The sequence below is a fragment of the Streptomyces sp. NPDC006283 genome, from assembly GCF_040613325.1.
In the GTDB taxonomy this organism is placed as follows: domain Bacteria; phylum Actinomycetota; class Actinomycetes; order Streptomycetales; family Streptomycetaceae; genus Streptomyces.
The window spans coordinates 34655-59715 of record NZ_JBEXRZ010000018.1; the positions used below are offsets into that span (position 1 = coordinate 34655).

Below are 25061 nucleotides of genomic sequence, written 5' to 3' on the forward strand. Positions count from 1 at the left end.
ACAGTCGGCGCATGCCCACACTTCGAAGTGTGGAGTCTCCCCTTCGGGTTGGCCCGGCAGGCGCGGCGTGCCGGGAGCCGCCCGACCGGCGCCGCGCGCCGTCACCCGTGGCTACGCCTTGCGGAGCCGGCCGATGATGCCGTTGAGGTCGTGAACGAAGAGGTGTTCGCGAACGAAGTGGCCCTCTGGCTCCTCGTAGGACTCGTGCGGGATGCCGGCCCGGTCGAGGAAGCCGCGGAACTCCCGCTGGGTGTCGAGTACCCCGGTCTCGTTGAACGTGTCCCAGAACGTCGGCTCGGGGCTGGTGCCGGCGACCATGAACACCCGCTTGTTCCGGTAGCTCTCGACCCGCTCGACGGGGTTGTCCATGCTGACCCGGTTCTGGTCCCACGGCACGCCGTAGACCGTGCCGCCGCCCAGTTCGACGGCTGCTGAGGACGCATTGGCCCAGTGGACGACCCCGCCGGCGATTCCGGCTGCGACGCCGCGCAGGCTGGCCGGACCGGAGTGGGAGCTCACCGAGGCGAAGTGCCCCAGTACTTGGCCGCGTACTTCAGCGCGCCGAAGCCGCCCATCGAGAAGCCCGCGACCGCGCGGCCGTCGTACTCGGCGTTGGTCCGGAAATTCGCGTCGTCCACCGGACCAGCTGCTCGATGTGGAAGTGCTCCCAGTTCCGGGCACCCACGTTGGAGCTGACCGCGTTGGAGTACCAGCCCGCCTGTCCGCCGTCGGGCATCACCACGATGATGGGCTTGCCCGCCGTCATTTCGCGGATGCGCTTGCGGTCCCAGGAGATGAAATCCTCCTTGCCGCCGTGGAGGAGGTACAGGACCGGGTCCAGCATGGAGTCGCGCTCGCCCCTGGTCGGCCGGCCGAGCGGGCCGTTCGGGCCGCCCATGCTGTCGTACTTCGCCCTGATCGAGCCGTACGGCATCAGGTCGTCCAGATGGGGGTAGCGACGGGGCGAGAACCCGCGGAGCCCGTTGCTCCACACCCGCTCCTCGGCCACCTGCCCGAAGGCCTGTCCAGGAACTCCGGTTTCGGGATGCGCTTGCCGGCCTCGACCTTGTAGACCTAGACCTGGTTCTCGCCGTAGGCGATCGCCGCGCCCAGCTCGGCTGCGCGCATGCTCGCTGCCTCGCGCCACAGCCTGACCTGGCGGCCTACCGCCGCGATGACCGCTCCCGAGTCGATGTCCTCCGACTCGCCCGCCTGCTGCCGCCGGCCAACTGGCCTTCTGGGGGCGGCCGTCGGGGTCGGCGGCTCAGATCGTCGCCGAGCTCACGGCCAATACGGCGATCCACGGCCGCGTACCCGGCCGGGACTTCCGGCTGGAACTCGCCGTCGAGGACGCCGCGGGTCAGCAGCGATCAGCGTCGTCCTTGGGAATCTGTTCGAGCGGTTGGTGTCAGTGACCGTTGATCGTCGTCCCGACGTAGGGCCTCGTCGCCCGGCAAGGGAGGTGCCGTGGCCCGGTCGGAATGGTGTACGGGGTCGCGTCCCACGGCGCCGACCGCGATGAACTCGAGCTGAATGTCGTCAGGGTCGCGAAACACGACTGTCGAGTATGCGAACGATTCTTCCTGGTCCCTGATACCCGTGTGACCGATGCCGAGTTCGTCGAGCCAGGCAGTCCACGCCTCCAGGTCCTCACGCGTGTCCACCTTGAACGACACATCGTCCAATCTCGTGCGGGACTCGTCGAACTGCCCCCCGCGGTTGGCGATGTTGCCGTGCAGTCCGATCACGAGACCCGAACGCGGCTCGATGAGCAACACGCCGTAGCCCGTGTCCTCCCGCTCGTAGTGGGTGAGCTTCGTCGGCACTCGGTCGCAAAACAGACGCTGGCACCAGGCCAAGCAGGCCTCTATGTCGGTGACAGTGAGGGAGAGGTGGTGTATGCCGGTGATTCCGGGAGTGGTTCCCTCGCTCATCCCAGGCTCCTCTTCGCCGGCACTGCGCCCGGTACGTCCTTGAACCAGCCGTCGGCGGCAAGCTTGGTGACGGCCTCGCCGCCGGCGGCGTTGCGCCCCTGATCTGCGGTCTGAACCGTTTCGATCAGAGCGTCGGTTTCGCCCTCCACGCGCAGCCTGCCCACTCCTGGACGCCTGTGCCGCGTGCAACGAGGCAGTCGCCAGGCTCAGGGCCGAGGCATTGACGCAAGCCGGAAAAGACACGGCCACCCTCGGCCCTACTGGGTTCAGCTCTGGGATTGCGCCGCATTCACCAGCGCATCCGCGGCGAGGAGACCAAGTGCATTGGACGCCAGCGGGCTGTCCCCTGTGAGCAGCTTCCTGTCCTGGTACGTCTTGCCGGTGATGTCGCTGTTGAGGACCGTCACACCTTGCTGCTGCAGGAGCTCGGCGACGAGCCAGTTGAGGTGACCGGGGAGATAGCCCATCTCGAGATTCGGGCCGGTGTCGAGCGCGTCGGGGAAGACGCAGAGCGAGTAGCCGTTGAAAGGCGACTCGTCTTTGCCGCGCGCAGCGGCGAGCAGTGCCGCCGGGCCATGACAGAGAGTGACGATGTTTTTGTCGTTCGCCAGAGCCCAGTCGAGCGTCTTGGTCATATCTTCACTCTCCGCGAGCCCAATCACCGCACCGTGTCCGCCCGGGACGAAAACGGCGATGTACTCCGAGTCGGAGCCGAGCTTGTCGGCCACCACGTCGGACAGCTTCAGCGGTTCCTTGAGCTGCGGCTTGATCGCCTCGTAAGTCTCCAGCACCGCCTTGTCTTCTTGCGGCATGGCCCACAGTTCCAGTTTCACGGGATTTCCGCTGAGTGTTGCCACGTCGACGCCGAATCCCGCCTCCATCATGTGGTGAAGCGGTAGAAGCATTTCGACGGGGTGGTTTCCCGTGGAGAACATTTTGCCGTTCTGGGTGAGCAGGTAGCGCTCGTCGGTCCCGATCATCAGGACTTTCCACCGACCTCCGGTGTAAGCATTTTTGTGCTGAACACCGTCGAAGTCGGTCTTCGACGAGGTGTACTTGCTCAGTGAATACGGCGACGGGAAGTATGCGTTGTCTTCCGCGGGGTCCGGGGTGGGGGTCTTGCTCAGATCTTCTGCAGCATTCGACATGCTGACGACCACCTTCGTGACGGCTGGTAGTCAAATGAATGCAAGACGGTGCACGGCGAGAGACCGTCAGGGAATCCATTCACGGGGATTCGACCGCTGTTTCGAAGCTATCACCACCCAACTTGATGTGGCGGGGCGAGCTCGGCGTGGGAGCCGGTGCCCCGCGGAGAGCGGCCGAGCGATTGCGGGCCGGTTCGCGGCACGGGGGCGCGCGAGGAGAACCGGTACGAGCAGGCTGGGCGCTGGTCAGGTCGGGTGGTCGCGCAGCACGGCCTCGCTCGCCTTCTCGCTGATCAGGTAGACCGCGGAGGCCAGGAAGAAGCCCGGGATGCTGGGGAAGACGCAAGCGTCGACGACGCGCAGGCCGCGGGTGCCGCGGACGCGGAAGTCGCCGTCGAGTACCGCCATGGGGTCGTGCTCGGCGCCGATTCGGGCTGTGCCGCAGGCGTGGTGGCCCCAGGCTTCGTCGCGGACGAAGCGGCGCAGGTCCTCCCGGGTGGCGGCCTGCGGTCCGGGGACGAGTTCGTGGTCGATCAGCCGGTCGAGTCGGTGGGCCATCGTGCGGACGAGTTCGATGCCGTCGGCCACGGCGTCCAGGTCCGGTTCGCCGCCTTCCTGGAAGTAGCGGAAGGAGATCTCTGGAGTGTCGCAAGGGTCGGCGGAGCGCAGGGTGACGCTGCCGGCTCGGTTGCGGGTGTGGCCCTTCAGGATCACCCAGCTCAGGGTGTCGGTGTGGTGGGTGAACTCCTCGGCGTAGCCGGGGTAGTAGCCGCGGAAGTGTGCAGGCAGAGCGAAGATGAACAGGTCGGGGTCCCGGTCGGCCTGACTGGAGCGTTTGAGGTAGGCCGCGAGCGAGCCATTGGTGCTGTAGATGCCGTCGCGCTGCTCGCTCCACTCGTGAAAGTGCGGGTCGGTGCCAGCGGTGCCGGGGGGCGGGGCGTCGAAGGCGGCGCCGTCGAAGATGTCGTACGTCCGACGCAGTTTGTGGACGACGGAGACCTCGTAGCGGTCTTGGAGGTTCTCGCCGACGCCGGGTGCGTCCACGCGCAGGGGGATGCCGTGGGCGGCGAGTTCCTCACGCGGGCCGATGCCGGAGAGCTTGAGCAGCTGCGGGGTGTTGAAGGCGCCGCCGCAGAGCACGACCTCACGTCTCGCGTGGACGCTGCGCACCGTCGCGGCAGCAGGGGTGGCGAGCGGGTCGGCCCGATAGAGGTGCGGGCCGTCCATGTACTCCACGCCGACGGCCCGGTCGCCGTCGAACAGGACCCGGGTGACCAAAGCGCCGAGCCGTACGGTCAGCCGGTCCGGGTGAGCGCGTTGTGCGGTCAAAACGCGCTCGCGGCTGCCGTTGCGCGCGCCGGCGGCGACGGCGACGGGGATGAAGGCCATGCCCTCGGCGCGGTGGGTCAGGGTCCGCCAGTCGTTGGGGTCCAGCGGGTAGCCCAGTCCGGCGGGGGGTTCGCCGGCGATGTCGAGGGAGGTCTGCTCGAACGCTTCGAAGATGTCCAGCCACTGCTGTTCGCGGTTGCCGACGGCCGGGTTGGCGCGACTGACCTGCAGCCAGCCGTCGTGTCCGTGGCGGGCCCGGGCATCGGGCGGAGCATGACCGCAGCTTTCCAGGCGTTCGACGTGGCGTCGCATCTGCTGCGCCGACCAGCTGGGGTCGCCGGTCAGCTGGGCGATGGCGTCCCAGTCGCTGTGGTGCGGATAGACAGTGATCATTGCGCTGACTGCGGTGGATCCGCCGAGGGTTGTGCCGCGCGGGTAGAGCACGCCGTCCTGTTCGGCGAGGTACTTGCTGTCGCGTCGGCGCCGGTCGGTGTCGTCGTAGTGGTGGACGAAGAAGTCCCAGCGCATGTCCGGGTCCTCGCTGGCCCGCGCGTGCAGGAGGGGCACATCGTAGTACGGGCAGTTGTGCTCGTCGCCGGCCTCCAGGAGGAGCACCCGGTGTCCGGCCTCGGCAAGGTTGGCTGCGAGCGGCCCGCCGCCGGCACCCGAGCCCACCACGACGAAGTCATGGGTGTCGTCGATTTCGTCCATGCGCCGAAGCTAACGCCGCAGCCTCGGCGCGGCCTGCCCGCCGCGACCGGCCGCAGACAATGCGGTCAAAGGGTTCCAAGGAGACGCGTGACCATGGCGAACGACGAGGTCACCGGTATCGACCCGACCCGTCCCGCCGAGCGGCGAGGCTTTATGGAGTGCCTGGCCGGAGAGGGCGTCGGCTGGTGGCTGCATCTGCGCCGCTGCGCCGCCTGCAGGCAGATCGGCTGCTGTGACTCCCCTCCCTCGCAGCACGCCACCGCCCATGCACGCCCCCGCCGGGCACCCGTTCCTGGCCGGCTTCGAACCGGGCGAGGACTGGTTCTGGAGCGTGGAGACCCAGCAGTTCTCCGAGGGCCCCGCGCTTTTGGAGCCGACCTCCCCTCCTGCGTCCCAGCCCTCGCCCGGACCAGCCGGCAAAGTGCCGGTCGGCTGGCGCTCCCACCGGCACTGACCGTCAGTCCGCCAGCGCCGTCACCACTGCGCGGCGGCGCTGGGCGGCCAGTCCCAGGAGGGCCGTGCCCGCGAGGGCGATCAGCGCCAGCCCGTAACCAATGGTGGTCGCCGTCAGGCCGAGCCGGGTGGAAACGACCCCGGCGGCGATCGCCGGAAGGCTGAAGGCCAGGTAGCTGACCACGTAGATCGTCGCGAACAGGGCGGCCCGCTCCTCTGGCGCGGCATGCGAGGCCACGGTGCGCAGGGCGCCGAGGAAGGAGGACCCGTAGCCGAAACCCGCGACCGCGGTGCCGAGCAGGTAGGCGGCGGGCAGCCCGGCGGTCACACCGACGAGGGTCACCGCTGTGCCGCCGGCCAGGGCCAGCGAGCCGGCCGTGAGGATGCGGCGGGCCTCCAGCCGCTGAAGCGCCAGGGAGCCGACGGCGCCCATGCCCGCCAGCACCGCTATCACCACACCGGCGATCAGGTGATTGTGGACGTCCAGTACCCGCGCGGTCAGCGAGGGGCCGAGCGAAAGAAAGAAGCCGCCGAGCGCCCACAGGGCGACCAGACTCGGCGCGGCCACCACGAAGTGCGGACGGATACGCGGCGGCACGGCGATGCTCGGGAGCAGCGAGGCCAGAGCTCCGGGGCGCCGGGCGGAGGTCTCCGGCATCAGCGCGACGACTGCGGCGATGCCCAGGAAGGCCGCGATCAGCAGCGCGTAGACCAGGGTGGTGGGGGCTGGGGCGTACTGGACGAGGAGTCCGGAGCCGAAGGCGCCGGCGGCGAGTCCGAGCAGGGTGGAGAGGCTGTTGACCAGGGCGCCGAGGTGCGGCTTGCCAGGCGGCTGGAGGTCGACAAGTCCGGCGCTGATGGCGCCGGTGGCGGCTCCGGTGGCGATGCCCTGAAGCATGCGGGCGGCCATCAGCCAGCCGACGCCGCCGGCCGCGATGAACAGGCCCATGGCCGCCGCCTCGACCATCAGTGCCGTGATGAGCACCGGCCTGCGGCCGACGTGGTCGGAAAGCGCGCCGACGATCACCAGGGCAAGCAGCAATCCGATGGCGTACAGGGCGAAGACGACCGTGACGGTGGCGGCGGAGAAGGCCCAGTGGGCCTGGTAGACGGGGTAGAGCGGGGAGGGGGCGCTCGCGGCGAACAAAAGGAAGAGCTGGGCGGATCCGAGCAGCCAGAAGGCGGCGCGGCGGGAGAGGCTCATGGTACGGCTTTCTCACTATCGCAATGATGTTTGCTTTAACTTGGAAGCTAACACCGCTACACCGCTAAAGCAAACAGCATTGCGATAAGCTTGTTCCATGACCGCAACCGAGCAGCACACCGCACGCCGCACCGGCGGCCGCAGCGCCCGGGTGCTCGCCGCCGTCGAACAGGCCGCAACCGAGCTGATCTGCGAACGCGGCGCCGACCGCCTCACCATCCCCGTCATCGCCGAAAGGGCCGGCGTCAATCCGACGAGCGTCTACCGACGGTGGGGCGACGTGCACCAGCTCCTGATCTGGGTGGCCGAGAACCGCCTCGCCCCCGAAGCCTTGCCACCGGACACCGGCAGCGCGCACGGTGACCTCACCGCCTGGGCGGCTGAACTCCTGACCCACATCAGCTCACCCGAGGGCTCCGCCTCGCTGCGGACCGTGGTCAACGCCGTGGCCGACGGCGAGGTCCGCGACCGCTGTCTGCGGAAACGGGCCGACCAGGTCAAGGTCATCCTGGAGCGCGCCCGCGCCCGGGGCGAGGCCGCGCCCGGACTCGACCAGGTGATGGACCGCGTTTTGGCCCCGTTGCACTTCCGCGTCCTGTTCGGTGTCGAGCCGACGGACTCCGCCTACAGCCACCGGCTGGTCGACGAACTGTTCACGTGAGCGCCAGCGTCTTTATCCTTCTCGGCCCACAGCCCGGTGCTGTGCACCACGCGCCGCAGGCACGCGGGGTGTCGGTCGTCGGCGCAGGCGCGATGGCGGACCGAAGGGTCGGCCGCCAGCTGTGGTTCGACGTTACCGCCGATGTACTGGGATCCGCCGTGACGGTGGCGGGTGACGAGCAGGTGTGGGCAACGCTCACCGGCCTGCTCGACCTAGAGCTCACGGGCTTCCACAAGCACATGCGGTAGCCGTTCGGGCGACGACGGGCCCGGGAGCACGCACGGCCCCGTCCTTCGGGGCGATCGGCCAATGGCCGGGCCATCTGATCGCCCCGTGCGTGGAGTGTCTGGCCAAAGACGGTATTGCCCCTGCGCAGGGTGGGGTGATGGGAGGCGACACTGTCAGCAGGTTCGGCCAGGTTGATGCTGTACTCCGACAGTTTGGGAATCCGCGGTGCGGTCGCACCGGAGGACCCGCAGAACATGGCGGGGCCATGGCGCGTGTACGACACGACCGCCCCGGCCACGCGCCGGGACATGACCGCTGACGCGCTCGCATGTGTGGCCGCCGAGTTCCCGGAGGACTTTGAAGGAGCCGAGCAGCGCGGGCGAGCAGCCATCGCAACGATGCTGACGCCCGGCGCGGACGACACCACAGAGAGGTCATGCGAACGGCCCCCGGCAAAAGCGCCGGGGGCCGTTTCGTTTGTGCAGGTGAGGGACGGTTTACCGCCCAGTATTCCCCAGGATCACCCGTCGAGCAGACCAGAACCCGAGCCAGCTGCCCTGACCGACCCGTAGGGCCGCTGACCTCCAAGAACCCTGCTACGGCAGGTTGCGCGCCATCACGATGCGCTGGACCTGGTTGGTGCCCTCGTAGATCTGGGTGATCTTGGCGTCGCGCATCATGCGCTCCACCGGGTAGTCACGGGTGTAGCCGTAGCCGCCGAGCAGCTGGACGGCGTCCGTGGTGACCTCCATCGCGACGTCGGAGGCGAAGCACTTCGCCGCCGCGCCCTGGAAGGTGAGGTCCGCATCGCCGCGCTCCGACTTGGCGGCGGCCGCGTACGTGAGCTGGCGGGCGGCCTCGAGCTTCATGGCCATGTCCGCGAGCATGAACTGGATGCCCTGGAAGTCGGCGATCGGCTTGCCGAACTGCTTGCGCTCCTTGACGTAGCCCTTGGCGTAGTCGAGCGCTCCCTGTGCGATGCCGAGCGCCTGGGCCGCGATGGTGATGCGGGTGTGGTCCAGGGTCTTCATCGCCGTGGCGAAGCCCGTGCCCTCCGCGCCGATCATGCGGTCGGCGGGGATGCGGACGTTGTCGAGGTAGACCTCACGGGTCGGGGAGCCCTTGATGCCGAGCTTCTTCTCCGGAGCGCCGAAGGAGACGCCGGGGTCGGACTTCTCGACGACGAAGGCGGAGATCCCCTTGGAGCGCTTCTCGGGGTCGGTCACGGCCATGACCGTGTAGTACTCGGAGACACCGGCGTTGGTGATCCAGCGCTTCACGCCGTTGAGGACGTAGAAGTCGCCGTCGCGGACCGCCTTGGTCTTCATGCCGGCCGCGTCGGAGCCCGCGTCGGGCTCGGAGAGGCAGTACGAGAACATCGCGTCGCCCTTGGCGAGCGGTCCCAGGTACTTCTTCTTCAGCTCCTCGGAGCCGGAGAGGATCACGGGGAGCGAACCGAGCTTGTTCACGGCCGGGATGAGGGAGGAGGACGCGCAGACGCGGGCCACCTCCTCGATCACGATGACCGTGGCGAGGGCGTCGGCGCCCGCGCCGCCGTAGCTCTCCGGGACGTGCACCGCGTGCAGGTCGGAGGCGACCAGCGCGTCGAGGGCCTCCTGCGGGAAGCGTGCTTCCTCGTCCACCGCGGCGGCGAACGGCGCGATCTTCGCCTCGGCGAGGGAGCGGACCGTCTCACGGAGCATGTCGTGCTCTTCCGACGGGCGATACAGATCGAAGTCGGCCGATCCTGCCAAGACTCTCACTCCCCAAGGTGTTAACTACCGTTAAGTATTCCAATGTTAGACGGCGCTCCCCGGGCAGGCATACGTGAGTTTGCCGACAGCTCGGGGCAGCGGGCGACGCGTGCTTTGGGGTGCCCCGCGGAGCCCCGGATATGCTCGGCCCCGCACGTCCCCGGCCCGCGTCGTACTGGAGCACCCCATGGCCCTCAAGATCACCGTGATCGGCACCGGATACCTCGGCGCCACCCACGCCGCGGCCATGGCGGAACTGGGCTTCGAGGTGCTGGGCCTCGACGTCGTCCCCGAGAAGATCGAGATGCTCGCGGCGGGCAAGGTCCCCATGTACGAGCCCGGCCTCGAGGACCTCCTGCGCAAGCACGTCGCCGGCATCGAGGGCTCCAGCGGACGGCTGCGGTTCACCACCTCGTACGAGGAGGCCGGCGACTTCGGCGATGTCCACTTCGTGTGTGTGAACACCCCGCAGAAGCAGAGCGAGTACGCCTGCGACATGTCGTACGTCGACGCCGCCTTCGCCTCGCTCGCCCCGCACCTGAAGCGCGCCGCGCTCGTCGTCGGCAAGTCGACCGTGCCGGTCGGCTCCGCGGAGCGGCTGGGCGCCGTGCTCGCCAGGACGGCCCCGGCGGGCGTGGACGTGGAGCTGGCCTGGAACCCGGAGTTCCTCCGCGAGGGCTTCGCCGTCGACGACACGCTGCACCCCGACCGGATCGTGGTCGGCGTGAACAGCGAGCGCGCGGAGAAGCTGCTGCGGGAGGTGTACGCGACGCCGGTGGGCGAGGGTTCGCCGTTCGTCGTGACCGACTTCCCGACCTCGGAGCTGGTGAAGACCGCGGCGAACTCGTTCCTGGCGACCAAGATCTCGTTCATCAACGCGATGGCCGAGGTGTGCGAGGCGGCGGGCGGCGATGTGGTGAAGCTGGCGGAGGCCATCGGCTACGACGAGCGGATCGGGAAGAAGTTCCTGCGGGCGGGCGTCGGTTTCGGCGGAGGCTGCCTGCCGAAGGACATCCGCGCCTTCATGGCGCGCGCCGGCGAGCTGGGTGCGGACCAGGCGCTCACGTTCCTGCGCGAGGTCGACTCCATCAACATGCGCCGTCGCGGGCACATGGTGGAGCTGGCGCGGGACGCGGTGGGCGGCGGTTCCTTCCTGGGCAAGCGGGTGGCGGTGCTGGGCGCGACCTTCAAGCCGGACTCGGACGACGTCCGGGACTCCCCGGCGCTGAACGTGGCGGGCCAGATCCATCTCCAGGGCGGCCAGGTGACGGTGTACGACCCCAAGGGCATGGAGAACGCGCGACGGCTCTTCCCGACGCTCGGTTACGCGGACTCCGCGCGCGAGGCGGTACGGGCCGCGGACGTCGTGCTGCACCTGACGGAGTGGCGCGAGTTCAGGGAGCTGGACCCGGCGGAGCTGGCGACGGTCGTGTCGTCGCCGATCATCCTCGACGGCCGCAACGCACTGGACCCGGCGGCCTGGCGCGAGGCCGGGTGGACGTACCGCGCGATGGGGCGCCCGCGGGCGTAACGCCCCTTTTCAGAACACCTGGCGGGACTGCCGCGCGAGGAACGGCCAAGGAGCCCCGTCGGGTCAGGCGGACGAGGCGCGGCGGGCTCTGTAGGCGCGCATCTTGGCGCGGGCGCCGCAGACGGACATCGAGCACCAGCGGCTCCGGCCGGCCGGGCTGCGGTCGAAGTACGCCCACTGGCAGTCCTGGGCTTCGCATGCCTTGAGGCGGGTCCAGCTGCCGTCCGCGCCGGCCGCCGCGATGGCCTCGGCGATCCGCGAGAGCAGTGTCGGCGGGCCGAGGGGGCGCAGGCCGGCCGTGCCGTCGGCGGCGATCGCCACACGCAACGGGGCGTCGGACAGGATCGTGTCGAGCGCGGTGGACCTGCCGTGGCCCGCATGGGCCAGGCACGCCGCGCGCAGAGCCTCGCGCAGCTCGCGGGCCGCGGGGACGTCCGTCTCGGTGAGGTCGAAGCGCGCGCGGCCTTCGGGCGTGTCCAGGGTGTCCGCGCCCGTCTCGACGTCCAGTGTGTTCACCAGGGCCTCGACCAGCGCGAGGCCGCCGGGAGCGGGAGCCCTGTCATTCATGCTTGCGACGTTACCTCTTATGGGGGACCATGCAGTAACCGTTACCGGTTAGGCGCCGGTAGGGGTAACCATCGTGGTGACCATCGAGGAGAAGACATGGCTATGGCCAGGCTCGGGGCCGTTGTGCTCGACTGTCCCGACCCCGTCGCGCTCGCGCGGTTCTACGCCGGGATCCTGGGCGGGGAGATCAAGATGCAGGAGGAAGACGGCGACCGGTGGGTGGATCTCGAGGGAGTCGCCGGCACGACCCTCGCGTTTCAGGCGGCACCCGGTTTCGTACCCCCGAAGTGGCCCTCCGCCGAGGAGTCGCAGCAGTTCCATCTGGACCTGACCGTCGACGACCTGGACGCCGCGGAGGCGAAGGTGCTGGAGCTCGGTGCCACCGTCCTGGAGGCGGACGACCGGAAGCGGTCGTTCCGCGTGTACGCGGACCCGGCCGGGCATCCGTTCTGCCTCTGCGCCTGCTAGAAGCGTCCTGGCGTCCCGCCGTCAGAGGTGCCGTCAGAGGTCCAGCGTGCCGATCGCCGCTCGTGAAGGCATCCGGCGCGACCGGACCGCGCGCCGCGAACTCGTCGCGCGCGATCGGGATTCGGCGAGCGGTGCGTTCGGGGTGCGCGGCCGAAACCGCGCACCCCTGGCGCGCCAGGCCCTGTCCGGACCGAAGGACCCTAAACCGCGTCGAGCTCGTCGATCGTCACGTTCGACGGGCCGCGGGTGGGCTGCAGGTCGGCGGCCACGTCCTCCGCGGCGCGCAGCGCGCGGACCGCGTTCTGCCAGGTGAGTTTGGCGAGGTCCGTGTCCGACCAGCCGCGGTGCAGCAGTTCGGCGATCAGGTTGGGGTAGCCCGCGACGTCCTCGAGGCCGGCCGGGGTGAAGGCCGTGCCGTCGAAGTCGCCGCCGATGCCGATGTGGTCGATGCCGGCGACCTCGCGCATGTGGTCGAGGTGGTCGGCGACCGTGGCGGCGGTCGCGGTCGGCCGGGGGTGCGCGGCCTCGAACGCCTCGTGGATCTTCATCGCCTGGGGAGTGGTGTCCAGGTGGTGCAGTCCGTGGGCCCGCATGTTCTCGTCCGCCGCGCGGGTCCACTCGACGGCCGCGGGCAGGATGAACTTCGGCACGAACGTCGCCATCGCCACGCCCCCGTTGGCGGGCAGCAGGGCCAGCACCTCATCGGGGATGTTGCGCGGGTGGTCGCAGACCGCCCGGGACGACGAGTGCGAGAAGATCACCGGCGCGACGGAGGTCGCGAGCGCGTGGCGCATCGTCGTCTCCGCGACGTGGGAGAGGTCGACGAGCATGCCGATGCGGTTCATTTCGCGCACGACCTCGTGGCCGAAGGCGGAGAGGCCGCCGACGCCGGGTTCGTCGGTCGCGGAGTCCGCCCAGGCGATGTTGTCGTTGTGCGTGAGGGTCATGTAGCGCACGCCCAGCGCGTACAGGGCACGCAGGGTGGCGAGCGAGTTGTTGATCGAGTGCCCGCCTTCCGCCCCCATGAGCGAGGCGATACGGCCCTCGTCGCGCGCGATCTCCATGTCCTCCGCGCTGAGCGCACGCGCGAGGTCGGCGGGGTAGCGCTCGAGGAGCTGGTCGACGACGTCGATCTGCTCCAGCGTGGCGCTGACCGCGGCGTCGCCCGCCATGGTGCTGCGCACGTACACGGACCAGAACTGGGCGCCGACCCCGCCGCTGCGCAGCCGCGGGATGTCGGTGTGGAGCCGGCCCTGCTGGTCGGCCGCGATGTCCATCCGGTCGAGGTCGTAGCGGACGTGCTCCCGCAGCGCCCAGGGGAGGTCGTTGTGGCCGTCGACGAGGGGGTGGGCGGCGAGCAGCTCGCGCGCCCGGCCCAGATGATCCGCGGCAGAGGTGGGGGTGTCCATTGGCTGTTACTTCCCGGCGCCCGGCTTTCCGAAGCCGAAGGACTCCGCACCCGCGACCTTCGCGCGCAGCCGCTTGCCCTTCTCCGTGGCCTGGTCGTTCAGCTCCTGCTGGAACTCCCGCATACGGGCGAGGAGTTCGTCGTCGTGCGTGGCGAGGATGCGGGCCGCCAGCAGGCCGGCGTTACGGGCGCCGGCCACGGAGACGGTGGCGACGGGCACGCCCGCCGGCATCTGCACGATGGAGAGCAGGGAATCCATGCCGTCGAGGTACTTCAGCGGGACGGGGACGCCGATGACGGGCAGCGGGGTGACGGAGGCGAGCATGCCCGGGAGGTGGGCGGCTCCCCCGGCACCGGCGATGATCACCTTGAGGCCGCGGTCGGCCGCCTCCTCGCCGTACGCGACCATCTCGCGGGGCATGCGGTGCGCCGAGACGACGTCGACCTCGTACTCGATCTCGAACTCGTCGAGCGCCTGGGCGGCCGCCTCCATGACGGGCCAGTCGGAGTCGGACCCCATGACAATGCCAACGACAGGACTCATTCGGTGATCGTTCCTCGCAGATAGCCGGCGGCATGGCGGGCGCGCTCGAGGGCGTCGTCCAGGTCGTCGCCGTATGTGTTGACGTGGCCCACCTTGCGGCCAGGCTTCACGTCCTTGCCATACATATGGATCTTGAGCTGCGGGTCCCGGGCCATGCAGTGCAGATAGGCCGCATACATGTCGGGGTAGTCGCCGCCCAGCACGTTGCACATGACCGTCCAGGGGGCCCGCGGGCGCGGGTCGCCGAGCGGCAGGTCCAGCACGGCGCGGACGTGGTTGGCGAACTGCGAGGTGATCGCGCCGTCCTGGGTCCAGTGGCCGGAGTTGTGGGGACGCATGGCCAGCTCGTTGACGAGGATGCGTCCGTCCGTCGTCTCGAACAGCTCGACGGCGAGATGGCCGACGACGCCGAGTTCCTTGGCGATGCGCAGTGCGAGCTCCTGCGCCTGGCCCGCGAGCTCGGGGTCGAGATCGGGCGCGGGTGCGATCACGGTGTCGCAGACACCGTTGACCTGCTGCGACTCGACGACCGGGTAGGCCACGGCCTGGCCGTGGGGGGAGCGGACGATGTTCGCGGCGAGCTCGCGCCGGAAGGCGACCTTCTCTTCGGCGAGGACGGGAACGCCGGCCTTGAAGGGCGCCTCCGCGTCGGCTTCCTCATGGACGACCCAGACGCCCTTTCCGTCGTACCCGCCGCGCACGGTCTTGAGGACGACGGGGAAGCCTCCGGCCTCCTCGGCGAAGGCGGTCACATCGGCGGGGTCGGCCACGATGCGGTGGAGCGGGCACGGCACGCCGATCTCCGTGAGCCTGGCCCGCATCACGCCCTTGTCCTGGGCATGCCGTAGCGCGTCGGGGCCGGGGCGGACGACGACGCCGCTCGCCTCCAGCGCCCGCAGGTGCTCGATCGGGACATGCTCGTGATCGAAAGTGATCACGTCGCAGCCGCGCGCGAACTCGACGAGGGTGTCCAGGTCGCGGTAGTCGCCGACGACGACGTCGCTCACCACCTGGGCCGCGGAGTCCTGGGGGGTGTCACTGAGGAGCTTGAATTTCAGGCCGAGGGGGATACCCGCCTCGTGGGTCATACGGGCGAGCTGACCGCCGCCGACCATGCCGACTACCGGGAATGTCACTCTCCTAGGGTATCCGCCGAGAGGACACCCCCTGTCTTCCGTAGGTTCCGACAGGGCTCTGTAGCGCACGTCACATCTTCCTCGTGGCTCACAGGCGGCGCAGGAGGTCGCTGGTTAGCATGACGGAGTCGACGCTTGTCGGCCGATCGCCGATCTGACGAGGCTGGGCTCTCACTATGAGTGAACGAGGCGGAAAGCTGCGCGAGCAGCTGAACCAGCTCATGCGCGAGATCGCCAAGTTCGGTGCGGTCGGTGGAGTCGGCCTGGTGGTCAACCTCGCCGTCTTCAACCTCGTACGGAACGTCACGGAGATCCCCGTCGTCCGGGCGTCGATCCTGGCGACCGTCGTCGCCATCGCCTGCAACTACGTCGGGTTCCGCTACTTCACCTACCGCGACCGCGACAAGAACGGCCGCACCAGGGAGATGACGCTCTTCCTGCTGTTCAGCGCCGTGGGCCTGGTGATCGAGCACGGCGTTCTGTACACCGCGACGTACGGCTTCGACTGGGACACCCCGCTGCAGAGCAACATCTTCAAGTTCCTCGGCATCGGCGTCGCGACGCTGTTCCGGTTCTGGTCGTACCGCACGTGGGTCTTCCGGGCGCTGCCCGCACGGGAGACCGTGCAGAGGGCCGAGTCGTTCCTGGAGCAGCGCCGCCCGGAGCCGGTACCCGCCGACCGCGCCGCCCGCTGACGGCCCGTCCCTCTCACCTCACGGTCGGCTTCTCGTCGTCCTTGCGTTTGCGTGCCACCCGGCTCAGGAAGAGCGCGAAGACGGGCGGGTGCTGCTGGAGCAGTTCCAGCCGGCCGCCGTCCGCCTCCGCGAGGTCCCGGGCGACGGCGAGCCCGATGCCGGTCGAGTTGCGGCCGCTGATGGTCCGCTCGAAGATGCGTGCCCCCAGGTCGCCCGGCACACCGGGCCCCTCGTCGGTCACCTCCACCACTGCCTGGTTCCCGGTGACCCGGGTGCGTACGGCGACGGTGCCGCCTCCGTGCATGAGGGAGTTCTCGATCAGCGCCGCGAGCACCTGGGCGACGGCGCCGGGAGTGCCGACGGCCCGCATGCCCTGGCGGCCGGAGCAGACGATGGCGCGGCCCGCGCTGCGGTACACCGGCCGCCACTCCTCGAGCTGCTGCTTGACCACTTCGTCCAGGTCGAAGACGACGGCGGACCCCGTGCGCGGGTCGCGGGAGTTGGTCAGCAGCCGCTGGACCACGTCGGTGAGCCGCTCCACCTGGGTGAGGGCGATGCTGGCCTCCTCCTTCACGGTCGCCAGGTCGTCGGTGACCGTGATCTCCTCCAGCCGCATCGACAGCGCGGTCAGCGGCGTCCGGAGCTGGTGCGAGGCGTCCGCGGCGAGCCGTCGCTCCGCCGTGAGCATCCGGGCGATCCGCTCGGCGCTGGCGTCGAGGACATCGGCGACCCGGTCCAGTTCGGGGACGCCGTAGCGGCGGTGGCGGGGCCGGGGGTCGCCGGAGCCGAGGCGTTCCGCGGTCTCCGCGAGGTCGGTGAGCGGGGAGCCGAGCCGGTTGGCCTGACGCACGGCGAGCAGCACGGCCGCGACGACGGCGAGCAGCGCGACCCCGCCGATGATCAGCAGGGACCTGCCGACCTCCCGCGTCACGGTGGAACGCGCCTCCTCGACGGCGACTGTCGTGTTCCGCTCGCCCTCCGCGGTGCCGCGAATGACGCTGCCGGAGGGGGGCTCGCCGATCTCGATGGGCTCGCGGCCCGGAATGGTGATCAGGGCGTAGCGGGTGATGTCGCCCTGCTGGGCGAGGATGTCCGGGTTGACCGGCTCATCGCCCACCAGTCGGCTCTCGACGATGCTGACCAGGCGCAGGGCGTCGGAATCCACGCTCTCCTGGGCGCTGCTGCTGATGGTGCGGGTCTCCACCAGGACGAGGGAGACGCCGAAGACGGCGATGACAACGAGCACCACGGAGAGCGTGGAGGTGATCAGACGGCGACGCATGGTGCCTCACGTCTCAGGACTTCTCGAAGCGGAAGCCCACGCCGCGCACGGTGGCGATGTAACGGGGATTCGCCGCGTCGTCGCCGAGCTTCTTGCGCAGCCAGGAGATGTGCATGTCGAGGGTCTTGGTCGACGACCACCAGGTGGTGTCCCACACCTCGCGCATCAGCTGGTCGCGGGTGACGACCCGGCCGGCGTCCCGGACGAGGACCCGCAGCAGGTCGAACTCCTTGGCGGTGAGCTGGAGTTCCTCGTCGCCCATCCAGGCGCGGTGCGACTCGACGTCGATCCGCACGCCGTGCGTGGCGGGTGCGGGGACGGGTTCGGAGGAACCGCGCCGCAGCAGGGCCCGTACGCGGGCGAGGAGCTCGGCGAGCCGGAACGGCTTGGTGACGTAGTCGTCGGCGCCCGCGTCCAGTCCGACGACGGTGTCCACCTCGTCGGCGCGTGCGGTGAGCACCAGGATCGGGATCGCCTGCCCCTCCGCACGGAGCCGGCGGGCGACCTCCAGACCGTCCATGCCGGGCAGTCCGAGATCCAGCACGACAAGATCGACACCGCCCGCGAGACCCGCGTCGAGCGCGGTGGGACCGTCCTCGCGCACCTCGACCTCGTATCCCTCTCTGCGCAACGCTCGGGCCAGCGGTTCCGAGATGGATGCATCGTCCTCGGCGAGCAGTACACGGGTCATGGGGTGATGGTAGTCCGCGCGGCACGGCCGTCGGGGCGTGATCGACAACCCCTGCGGGTGTGGGATGCGATCCTGCTTACGACCTTCGATTCAGGGCAGACGGTTCCACGATCACCTGTGATCCATCTCTCAAGTCCTTCCATATGCCGCACTGTCGTGCCGTATGGTGGCGTGACGCCCGTAGTACAACTCGGGGACCTTTGGCTGCCGTGCGCACCAAAGGTCTCTTTTCTGTACGAAGGTCGACCCGATACCGTTTCAGCCGTTTCGAGCCTGACCTGACACAGTGAATGACCTGTTGGCCGGGCCCCGGGTGCGACACAGCGTCCGGGGCGTGGATCCCGACACGGACCGTTCCCGGCCTCCGCCCGCGGGGGAACCCCGAAGGCGTCGGGGTGGAGCGCCCCGTGCCGGTGCCGGCCTCCCCCCACCGGGCGCGTACCGCTCACGAAGCGCCGCGTCCCGAGCGAGCAAGGATCGACCATGGCGTCCAGCCTGACGAAGGACTCTGCCAGTACCCCTGGTTCGGAGAAGACCTTCTTCGGCCACCCCCGCGGTATGGCCACCCTCTTCATGACGGAGATGTGGGAGCGCTTTTCCTGGTACGGGATGCGCGGCATCCTCGTCCTGTACATGGTCGCGGCCGTCCTCGACGGACCGTTGAAGGAGCGGGAGGCGCTGGCCGTCTCCATCTACGGTGTCTACAACGCCGTCGTCTACATGGCCGCCATGCCCGGAGGCTGGGTCGCCGACCGGCTGTGGGGCGCCCGCAAGGCCGTTCTGGTCGGCGGCATCGTCATCGCCCTGGGTCACTACACCCTGGCGATCCCGTCGGACACGGCGTTCTTCGCCGGCCTCGTACTCATCGCCGCCGGTACGGGTCTGCTGAAGCCCAACATCTCGGCCATGGTCGGCGGCCTGTACGAGGGCCAGTCGAGCGCCCGCCGCGACGCCGGCTTCACCCTCTTCTACATGGCGATCAACATCGGCGGCATGGCCGCCCCGCTGGTCGTCGGCTACCTCGGTGAGAACGTCAACTGGCACCTCGGCTTCGCCGTCGCCGGTATCGGCATGACGCTGGCCGTCGTGCAGTACGTCCTGGGCGGCCGTTACCTCGGAGACATCGGCAAGCGGCCGGGCACCCCGGCGACGCCGGAGGAGAAGCGCTCCGTCCTGCGCAAGGTCCTGCTGTGGAGCGGCATCGCCGTCGCCGCGCTCGTGCTCGACATCGCGCTCGGCACATACGACATCGAGCACATCGTGAACGTGCTCGCGGTGCTCGGCATCGTCGTTCCGGTCGTCTACTTCGTCTCGATGCTCCGCAACCCGGCTCTGACCGCCGCGGACCGGCCGAAGATCCAGGCGTTCGTGTGGTTCTTCGCCACGGCCGTCCTGTTCTGGATGATCTACGACCAGTCCGGCTCGCTGCTGACGCTCTTCGCCGACAACAAGACCGACCGCATGATCGGCGGCTGGGAGTTCCCGGCGTCGTGGTACCAGTCGGTCAACCCGGCCATGGTCATCGTGCTGGCGCCGATCTTCGCCGCGCTGTGGGTCAAGCTCGCGCAGCGCAACCGCGAGCCCAGCACCCCCATGAAGTTCGCGCTCGCGATGCTGCTCATCGGCGGCTCGTTCGGGATCATGGGTCTGGCGGGCGCCGCCGCCGCGAACAGCGACACCGGCAAGGTCACCGTCTTCTGGCTGCTGAGCGTCTACCTCGTCCAGACCATCGGTGAGATGTGTCTGTCCCCGGTCGGCCTGTCCCTGTCGACCAAGCTGGCGCCGAAGCAGTTCGTCGGTCAGATCATGGGTCTGTGGTTCCTCGCCACGGCGACGGGCAACGCGCTGAACGGCTGGACCACGAAGCTCAACAAGCCGCTGGGCGACGCGCTCTACTACTCGCTGTGGGCCGTCATCGCCGTCGCGGCGGGACTGACGTTCATGATGGCCGGGCGGAAGATCCGCGCCCTCATGGGCGACGTGCGCTGACACGACGCGCGCCCCTGCTGACGGGCCGCCGCACCGGATTCGGTGCGGCGGCCCTTCGCTGTTGCCGGCTGTCAGCGACCGGCCGTCAGCGCATGCCGCGCAGCCGCTGCCACGGCGTGAACGTGAACACCGCGCCGCCCAGCAGAATCACCGTGCCGGCGACCAGTGCGAGAGCGCGGAGCGCCCCGGCGTCCTCCGCTCCGGTCTCGGCGAGGCCCCCGGACGTGCCGCCCGAGGCCGTCGAGCCGCCCGTGGCGCCGGAGCCGCCGGTGCCGGAGCCTCCCGACGCACCGCCCGGCTGGGCCGACGTGTCGAGCTCCAGGGAGAACGGGACGTCTGCCGGTGGCGTGCAGGTCGTCGTCGTGCCCAGCGCCTTGACGGTGAGGACGCCGGGGCTCAGAGTCGTCTTCCCGGTGGCGCCGGGCTTGTAGGTGCCCTTCAGATCAGGGATCTCGATCGGGTCGCCCGACTTGATGGGCTCCTTGTTGGTCGGGCCCTCGACATGGACGAAGCCTTTGTCGGCGCCGCCCAGCTTCACCTCCATCGACGGCTTGACCGAGTCCGCGGGGATGTCGGCCGGGCTGTCCATGACCGACTTGGAGAACTTCACGGTCAGGTCGTAGCTGCCACCGTTCTTCCGGGCGTCGATACGGACGGGGGAGACGGCGTTCTTGTCGCCGATGGGTGTCTTGCAGGAGTAGGCGACCTCGATCTCCTTGCCCTGGTGGTCGGTGGGGCCGCCGGGATCGGTGCCGCCGGTGGTTCCGCCGTCGGTGGCTCCACCGTCGCTGCCACCGTTCGTCGTACCGCCGCTGGTCGTACCGCCGCTGGTCGTACCGCCCGACGTCGTTCCGCCGTTGGTCGTGCCACCGTTCGTCGTGCCGCCATTGGTCGTACCGCCCGACGTCGTTCCTCCCCCGCCGTCGGTCACCTTCACCGTCGCGCCCGCCTGGACCGGCTCCTTCGGCGCGCATTTCGTGTCCGTCGAGATCGGCTTCGAGACGTTGATCCCGTACGCACCCGGTGTCAGGGTGACCTCACCGGCCTTCTCCAGTTTCAGCGTGCCCTTCATGTCGGGGAGCACCATCGGGCTGTTCTTCGGAATCGGCGGATTCTGGCGCGGGCCCTCCATCTTCACCTCGCCCGTCGAGACGCCGCCCAGCGTGATCGTGCCGGTCGGTTTGACGGTGTCCTGGGCCAGATCCAGGACGTCCGGGTTCTTGGACGCCGCCTGGACCGTCTTCCACACCACCTCGATCGTGTCGCCGACCTTGGCCTCCGCGGGCGCGGTGATCTGCACCTTGGTGGTGCCCTGCACGGGCGGCAGGCCGGAGATGGGCGGCGGAATGCATTCCGTCGCGTACGAGACCTCGGCGGCCTGGGCGGGGCTCGCGGCCAGCAGGATCCCCGCGCCGCCGAGCATCAGCGCGACGCCGGCCGCGCTCATCCTCCGTTGCGTACTCACGAATGTCCCTTCGTCGTCGTCGGTCGGTTCTCTGACGGTGCGGAGTCAGGGGTGAACCACGGCAGTGCGGCGGCCGTGGCCGTGGCGGTGCCGTCGGCCGGTTCGCCTGCGGCGCCGGCTCGTCGGGGGCGGGCGTGACGTGGACCCGGAGGCCGGATCCTGTCGACCACCGCCATGCCGACACGGAACACGGCGGCCGGTACGACCAGGGCGAGCAGGATCCAGAAGACCGTGACGCCCCACGGCCAGGACACGCCCCAGGGCTGCTCGGCGAGGACCTTCGTGCCGTACTTCACCGAGACCGAGTAGTCGCCGTGCGCGCCGGCGGAGAGCTGGACGGGCAGCGAGATCCGTGCCTTCCCGCCCGGCTTGATCGTGCCGCGCCACTGCTGCTCCTCCCACTGCGGGGCGAACACACCGTGTGCGGTGCCGATCTCGAAGACGGGGTCCGTGACCGGGCCGGTGCCGAGATTGCCGACCGTGAACTCGAGCCTGCGGGTGGGCGGCGCGCCGAAGAGGACCAGGAGACCCGACTCGCCCTCCAGGCGGGTCGCCGTGAGCACGGCGAGCCTTCCGCCGCCCTGCTCCGGGAGCGGTGCGGTGGGGTGTCCGGCGACGACGAACTCGGCGTCCACGGACCGCTGTTCGCCGGTGACGGTGGCGACGTGCACGACGCAGGGGCAGGGCACGGGTGGCTCGGAGACCGGCAACTTCGTGCGGAACGAGCCCTTGGAGTCGGTGGTCACGGCGCGGCCGCCGGCGTTGGCGCAGGAGTTGGTGCCGCCGATCACGCCCTGGGCGGGGGTGGACCGGCCGCAGACGAGCAGCATGAGGAGGGCGCGGGCGCGCCAGCCGCTGCCGCTGACGGTGATGTCGCCGCCCTTGCCGGCCTGGGGGGCGGAGAGCTTCACGTCGGGTTTGGGCGGGGCGGCGTGCGCGGCGGGGACGGCAGGCAGGAGGAGGAGTGCGGCAAGCACGGCGGCGGCGAGGCCGTGGCGCCCCCTTCCGAAAGCGGCGGCGGGGCGCGGGGAGGGCGGGGTCGGCATGGTCAGCGGCCTCCTGCTCTCGAAGAGCGGCGGCGGCGGAGCCACAGTGCCGCGGGGGCGGGCAGCAGAAGCAGCAGCAGCGTCGGCCAGGGGACGAAGGTCTGCGACACCGTCGACTCCGTGTGCACGTCGCCCGCCGCGGTGGCCTCGAGACGAAGATCCACCCGGTCCAGCGCCGGAGAGTCCCACCTCTCCGTCAGCGAGACCCGTTGCGCCGGCGGGAGTGGGGCCAGCTCACGCGGCCGCCGGGCGAGGGGGGCGCCGAACAGACCGTCCGTGTGCAGGGTCACGCGCGGTGACAGAGGGGTGTTGCCGCGGTTGACGAGGGTGTAGTGCACGGAGCCGCCGGAGACGGACACGTCCTCGACCGTGAGCGCCGTCACCCTCGGGCCGCTCACGCGCAGGTGGATGCGGATCGGCTCCTCGCGCCCGCCGGCGGATGCCGTGATCGTGCCCGTCTCTTCGCCGGGGGGTGTGTGGGCGGGCACGGTCACCGTGAAGGGGACATCCGCCCGGGTGCGGGCCGGGATGGTCACCTTTTCGGCGGCGAGCGCGATCCACGAGCCCGGGGAGGGGTCGGCGCGGAGGGCCACCGTGAGTGCCTTCGTGCCCGGGTTCGTCACGGAGACGCGGTCCTCGAGCACCATGCCGGGGCTGCCTTCCAGGTATACGTACGCCCGCCCCGGCTCCCATCCGGGCCCGGGTGGCGCCGCGAGGGCGAGGACGAGCGCGAGCGCGGCCCGCACGGCTCAGCCCGCGGTCCGGCCGCCGCGCCGGCTCAGCCAGAGGACGCCCGCCGCCCCGGTCAGCAGTACCGTCCCGCCGAAGGTGGCGAGCGCCGTCGCGGAGTCCAGCGGGCCCGTCTTCGGCAGTTCGGAGCCCTGCGGTGCGGTGTCGCCGCCCGCCGCCGTGACATCCAGTTCCAGGGACGGGCCGGGGCTGTTGGTGGGCGTGCAGGTCGTGGTGGTGCCGAGGGCCTTGATCGTCAGTACGCCCGCGGTGAAGGTGACCTTGCCGCTCTTCTTCGGGGTGTACGTGCCGGACAGGTCGCTGATTTTGATCGGGGTCTCGGCCGGAACGGCCGCCGCGTTGGGCGGCCCGGTCACCGGCACCTTCCCGGTCTCCGCGCCGCCCAGCTCGATGACCGCGCTCGGGTTCATGGCGCCCTTGCCCAGTTCGACCGGGCTGGAGGAGACGCCCTTCTGGAAGGACATGGTGAGCTTGTACGCGCTGCCGCTCTTCACGGCCTTGATGTCGATCGGCGAGACCGCGCCCTTCGGTCCGATCGGGGTCTTGCACTGGTAGTCGACGTCCACGACGGTGGCCTGCGCGGCCGGGGCGGCCATCAGCACCACCGGGGCCGCCATCGCTGCTGCCAGCGCACATGCTGTTCGTTTCCGGTACGACACGTCGGGTCCCCTCGGCCGGCACGTAACTGACGACACATCAGATCGGGCGCTCAAGGTACGCCTGAGGCCTTGGGGAGGGAAGACAAAGAGCACGCCGTATCGACGGCGTGCTCCGGTACGAGGTACGGGTGACTCAGGCGGGGGCGGCGAGCTCCGCCCACACGGTCTTGCCCGGCGAGCCGGGCGACCGGACAACTCCCCAGTCCACGCAGAGCCGTTGGACGATGAACATGCCGTGGCCGCCGGGCCGCCCGGCACGGTGCGGGGTGCGCGGCGCAGGCTGGCCGGAACCGCGGTCGGTGACCTCGAGGCGCAGGACCTTGCCGTCGCAGCCGACGCGCAGTTCCTCGGGCCCCTCCGCGTGCAGACAGGCGTTGGTGACCAGCTCGGAGACGACCAGCAGCACGTCCTCCGCGGCGGCGCGGCGGTCGGCCGTGTCGGCGGGGAGCCAGCCCCAGTCGTAGAGGGCCTGCCGCGTGAAGTCGCGGGCCATGGGGACGATGCCACTGGCCGCGCCCAGGGCAAGGCTGCGCACGGCACCGCCGGAAACACCGGAGGGCCCGGGCGCGGGCACCGACGGCGCCGCGCCGGCACCGCCGGGCTCTGGGCCGAGGTCGCCCGGCTGTTGCTGCCGGGTGGTGCTCATCAGCGCTTCACCTCACCGATTCACCGATTCGCCATGGTCTGAGTACGCAGAGTGCTGGGCTTTCCACGTTCTGCGGGGTTCTCCTGCCCGGCCGATTCGTGACAACACCCACGAGATCGCACCGGTCCGCGTGATGCGGGCAACAGGAGGGGCCGTCAGTGGCCCAGGGCCGCTTCGACGGAGTCGTGCACGGTGAAGACCGCCTCGGCTCCGGTGATCTCGAAGACCCTCGCCACCACGGGACGCATCCCGGCCAGATGGACCGCTCCCCCGCCGGCCTCGGCCTTCAGCCGGGCGCCGAGCAGGACGTTGAGTCCGGTGGAGTCGCAGAACTCGAGCTGTGAGCAGTCGATGACGAGGCGTACACGCCCCTGTTCGATCGCCTCTTCCAAGGGAACCCGCAGCAGGTCGGCGGTGTGGTGATCGAGCTCACCCGCCGGTTTCACAACCTCGCTGCGCCCCTCGGTCCGAACCTCGACCTGAAGCCGGCCCCGATTCACGCTACCGACCGTCTCGCGGTCCATGCCGTCCCTTTTCGCCGTGTCGTTAGCTGCGTCGTCCACCGTTGCGTACTGGGCGCCACCACCGTCGACGGACAGCGTCGGCGCCCGTCGAACCCTACGCCCTCGACGGCCGGTCCGGTAGCCGAACTAATCGACAATACGGACATATAGGAGATACGCCACTTGCCATCGTCCTGGCAGAACCGGTAGGGCTAGTAAAGACACAACCGACACGGCCGGCTTTGGAGGCGCCGCTCAC

At 69.8% G+C, this 25061-nt stretch carries 24 protein-coding genes and 4 pseudogenes; 8 read left to right on the forward strand and 20 right to left on the reverse strand.

Going from position 1 to position 25061, the window contains the following annotated elements:
- Positions 1-111: 111 nt before the first annotated feature.
- Together ABZ070_RS06590 and ABZ070_RS06595 are read right to left on the reverse strand one after the other, a co-directional pair.
- Positions 112-835 (reverse strand): annotated as a pseudogene (locus tag ABZ070_RS06590) (alpha/beta hydrolase-fold protein); the annotation flags it as partial.
- 245 nt (positions 836-1080) lie between these two features.
- Positions 1081-1194: pseudogene (locus ABZ070_RS06595) on the reverse strand (transcriptional regulator); the annotation flags it as partial.
- A gap of 35 nt (positions 1195-1229) precedes the next feature.
- On the opposite strand from ABZ070_RS06595, the pseudogene ABZ070_RS06600 reads away from it, so the two are divergent.
- A pseudogene (locus ABZ070_RS06600) lies at positions 1230-1352 on the forward strand (ATP-binding protein); the annotation flags it as partial.
- 18 nt (positions 1353-1370) lie between these two features.
- Here ABZ070_RS06600 and ABZ070_RS06605 read toward each other — a convergent pair.
- From ABZ070_RS06605 to ABZ070_RS06620, 4 genes are all read right to left on the reverse strand, one after another.
- On the reverse strand, positions 1371-1934 hold the full coding sequence (locus ABZ070_RS06605; RefSeq protein WP_356630629.1) for a VOC family protein: 564 nt from the start codon (positions 1932-1934) through the stop codon (positions 1371-1373).
- On the reverse strand, positions 1931-2083 hold the full coding sequence (locus tag ABZ070_RS06610) for a hypothetical protein (protein ID WP_356630631.1): 153 nt from the start codon (positions 2081-2083) through the stop codon (positions 1931-1933). Before ABZ070_RS06610 ends, ABZ070_RS06605 begins: the two co-directional genes overlap by 4 nt.
- Positions 2084-2200: 117 nt before the next feature.
- Positions 2201-3082 carry a glyoxalase III HchA gene (gene hchA, locus ABZ070_RS06615; protein WP_356630633.1) on the reverse strand — a complete coding sequence of 294 codons (882 nt, stop codon included), beginning with the start codon at positions 3080-3082 and terminating at the stop codon, positions 2201-2203.
- Between the two features lie 246 nt (positions 3083-3328).
- Entirely contained in the window at positions 3329-5122 is a 1794-nt protein-coding gene (locus ABZ070_RS06620; RefSeq protein ID WP_356630635.1) for a GMC oxidoreductase, read from the reverse strand.
- Positions 5123-5215: 93 nt separating this feature from the next.
- On the opposite strand from ABZ070_RS06620, the pseudogene ABZ070_RS06625 reads away from it, so the two are divergent.
- Positions 5216-5576 (forward strand): annotated as a pseudogene (locus tag ABZ070_RS06625) (UBP-type zinc finger domain-containing protein).
- 3 nt (positions 5577-5579) lie between these two features.
- On the opposite strand, the gene ABZ070_RS06630 reads toward ABZ070_RS06625, so the two are convergent.
- Positions 5580-6779 (reverse strand): MFS transporter, encoded by a 1200-nt coding sequence (locus tag ABZ070_RS06630; protein ID WP_356630637.1) that lies wholly within the window; start codon positions 6777-6779, stop codon positions 5580-5582.
- Between the two features lie 97 nt (positions 6780-6876).
- Here ABZ070_RS06630 and ABZ070_RS06635 point away from each other — a divergent pair, with 97 nt between their 5' ends.
- Positions 6877-7440, forward strand: a complete 564-nt coding sequence (locus tag ABZ070_RS06635; RefSeq protein ID WP_356630639.1) for a TetR/AcrR family transcriptional regulator — start codon at positions 6877-6879, stop codon at positions 7438-7440.
- The gene (locus tag ABZ070_RS06640) at positions 7437-7688 is read left to right on the forward strand and encodes a hypothetical protein (protein ID WP_356630641.1); all 252 of its coding nucleotides are present in this window, start codon (positions 7437-7439) and stop codon (positions 7686-7688) included. Before ABZ070_RS06635 ends, ABZ070_RS06640 begins: the two co-directional genes overlap by 4 nt.
- A 576-nt stretch (positions 7689-8264) precedes the next feature.
- Here ABZ070_RS06640 and ABZ070_RS06645 read toward each other — a convergent pair.
- Entirely contained in the window at positions 8265-9422 is a 1158-nt protein-coding gene (locus ABZ070_RS06645; protein ID WP_356630643.1) for an acyl-CoA dehydrogenase, read from the reverse strand.
- Between the two features lie 187 nt (positions 9423-9609).
- On the opposite strand from ABZ070_RS06645, the gene ABZ070_RS06650 reads away from it, so the two are divergent.
- Positions 9610-10953, forward strand: a complete 1344-nt coding sequence (locus ABZ070_RS06650) for a UDP-glucose/GDP-mannose dehydrogenase family protein (RefSeq protein WP_356630645.1) — start codon at positions 9610-9612, stop codon at positions 10951-10953.
- 63 nt (positions 10954-11016) lie between these two features.
- Here ABZ070_RS06650 and ABZ070_RS06655 read toward each other — a convergent pair whose 3' ends face one another.
- Positions 11017-11520: a CGNR zinc finger domain-containing protein gene (locus ABZ070_RS06655; RefSeq protein WP_356630647.1), complete on the reverse strand. Its 504-nt coding sequence runs from the start codon at positions 11518-11520 to the stop codon at positions 11017-11019.
- A gap of 96 nt (positions 11521-11616) precedes the next feature.
- Between ABZ070_RS06655 and ABZ070_RS06660 the strand changes: the two genes are divergently transcribed.
- On the forward strand, positions 11617-11988 hold the full coding sequence (locus tag ABZ070_RS06660; RefSeq protein ID WP_356630649.1) for a VOC family protein: 372 nt from the start codon (positions 11617-11619) through the stop codon (positions 11986-11988).
- A gap of 200 nt (positions 11989-12188) precedes the next feature.
- Here ABZ070_RS06660 and ABZ070_RS06665 read toward each other — a convergent pair whose 3' ends face one another.
- From ABZ070_RS06665 to ABZ070_RS06675, 3 genes are read right to left on the reverse strand one after another with little or no spacing between them, the layout of a single operon-like run.
- The gene (locus tag ABZ070_RS06665; RefSeq protein ID WP_356630651.1) at positions 12189-13397 is read right to left on the reverse strand and encodes a dipeptidase; all 1209 of its coding nucleotides are present in this window, start codon (positions 13395-13397) and stop codon (positions 12189-12191) included.
- Positions 13398-13403: 6 nt separating this feature from the next.
- Entirely contained in the window at positions 13404-13940 is a 537-nt protein-coding gene (purE, locus tag ABZ070_RS06670) for a 5-(carboxyamino)imidazole ribonucleotide mutase (protein WP_356630653.1), read from the reverse strand.
- Positions 13937-15076 (reverse strand): 5-(carboxyamino)imidazole ribonucleotide synthase, encoded by a 1140-nt coding sequence (locus ABZ070_RS06675; protein ID WP_356630655.1) that lies wholly within the window; start codon positions 15074-15076, stop codon positions 13937-13939. Before ABZ070_RS06675 ends, purE begins: the two co-directional genes overlap by 4 nt.
- Before the next feature lie 176 nt (positions 15077-15252).
- Between ABZ070_RS06675 and ABZ070_RS06680 the strand changes: the two genes are divergently transcribed.
- Entirely contained in the window at positions 15253-15771 is a 519-nt protein-coding gene (locus tag ABZ070_RS06680; protein ID WP_356630657.1) for a GtrA family protein, read from the forward strand.
- 13 nt (positions 15772-15784) lie between these two features.
- Here the strand turns inward: ABZ070_RS06680 and ABZ070_RS06685 are convergent, their stop codons facing one another.
- Both ABZ070_RS06685 and ABZ070_RS06690 read right to left on the reverse strand, forming a co-directional pair.
- Positions 15785-17053, reverse strand: a complete 1269-nt coding sequence (locus ABZ070_RS06685) for an ATP-binding protein (RefSeq protein WP_356630659.1) — start codon at positions 17051-17053, stop codon at positions 15785-15787.
- Positions 17054-17066: 13 nt separating this feature from the next.
- Positions 17067-17744, reverse strand: a complete 678-nt coding sequence (locus ABZ070_RS06690; RefSeq protein WP_356630661.1) for a response regulator transcription factor — start codon at positions 17742-17744, stop codon at positions 17067-17069.
- 483 nt (positions 17745-18227) lie between these two features.
- Between ABZ070_RS06690 and ABZ070_RS06695 the strand changes: the two genes are divergently transcribed.
- Entirely contained in the window at positions 18228-19733 is a 1506-nt protein-coding gene (locus ABZ070_RS06695; protein WP_356630663.1) for a peptide MFS transporter, read from the forward strand.
- A gap of 85 nt (positions 19734-19818) precedes the next feature.
- On the opposite strand, the gene ABZ070_RS06700 is transcribed toward ABZ070_RS06695, so the two are convergent.
- From ABZ070_RS06700 to ABZ070_RS06725, 6 genes are all read right to left on the reverse strand, one after another.
- Positions 19819-21180 carry a hypothetical protein gene (locus tag ABZ070_RS06700; protein WP_356630665.1) on the reverse strand — a complete coding sequence of 454 codons (1362 nt, stop codon included), beginning with the start codon at positions 21178-21180 and terminating at the stop codon, positions 19819-19821.
- A gap of 14 nt (positions 21181-21194) precedes the next feature.
- Positions 21195-22244, reverse strand: a complete 1050-nt coding sequence (locus tag ABZ070_RS06705) for a hypothetical protein (protein ID WP_356630667.1) — start codon at positions 22242-22244, stop codon at positions 21195-21197.
- A gap of 2 nt (positions 22245-22246) precedes the next feature.
- The gene (locus ABZ070_RS06710) at positions 22247-22990 is read right to left on the reverse strand and encodes a hypothetical protein (RefSeq protein WP_356630669.1); all 744 of its coding nucleotides are present in this window, start codon (positions 22988-22990) and stop codon (positions 22247-22249) included.
- A gap of 3 nt (positions 22991-22993) precedes the next feature.
- On the reverse strand, positions 22994-23653 hold the full coding sequence (locus ABZ070_RS06715; RefSeq protein WP_356630671.1) for a peptidase: 660 nt from the start codon (positions 23651-23653) through the stop codon (positions 22994-22996).
- A 133-nt stretch (positions 23654-23786) separates the two neighbouring features.
- The gene (locus tag ABZ070_RS06720) at positions 23787-24299 is read right to left on the reverse strand and encodes an ATP-binding protein (RefSeq protein ID WP_356630673.1); all 513 of its coding nucleotides are present in this window, start codon (positions 24297-24299) and stop codon (positions 23787-23789) included.
- Between the two features lie 155 nt (positions 24300-24454).
- Positions 24455-24823: an STAS domain-containing protein gene (locus tag ABZ070_RS06725; protein WP_356630677.1), complete on the reverse strand. Its 369-nt coding sequence runs from the start codon at positions 24821-24823 to the stop codon at positions 24455-24457.
- Between the last annotated feature and the right edge of the window lie 238 nt (positions 24824-25061).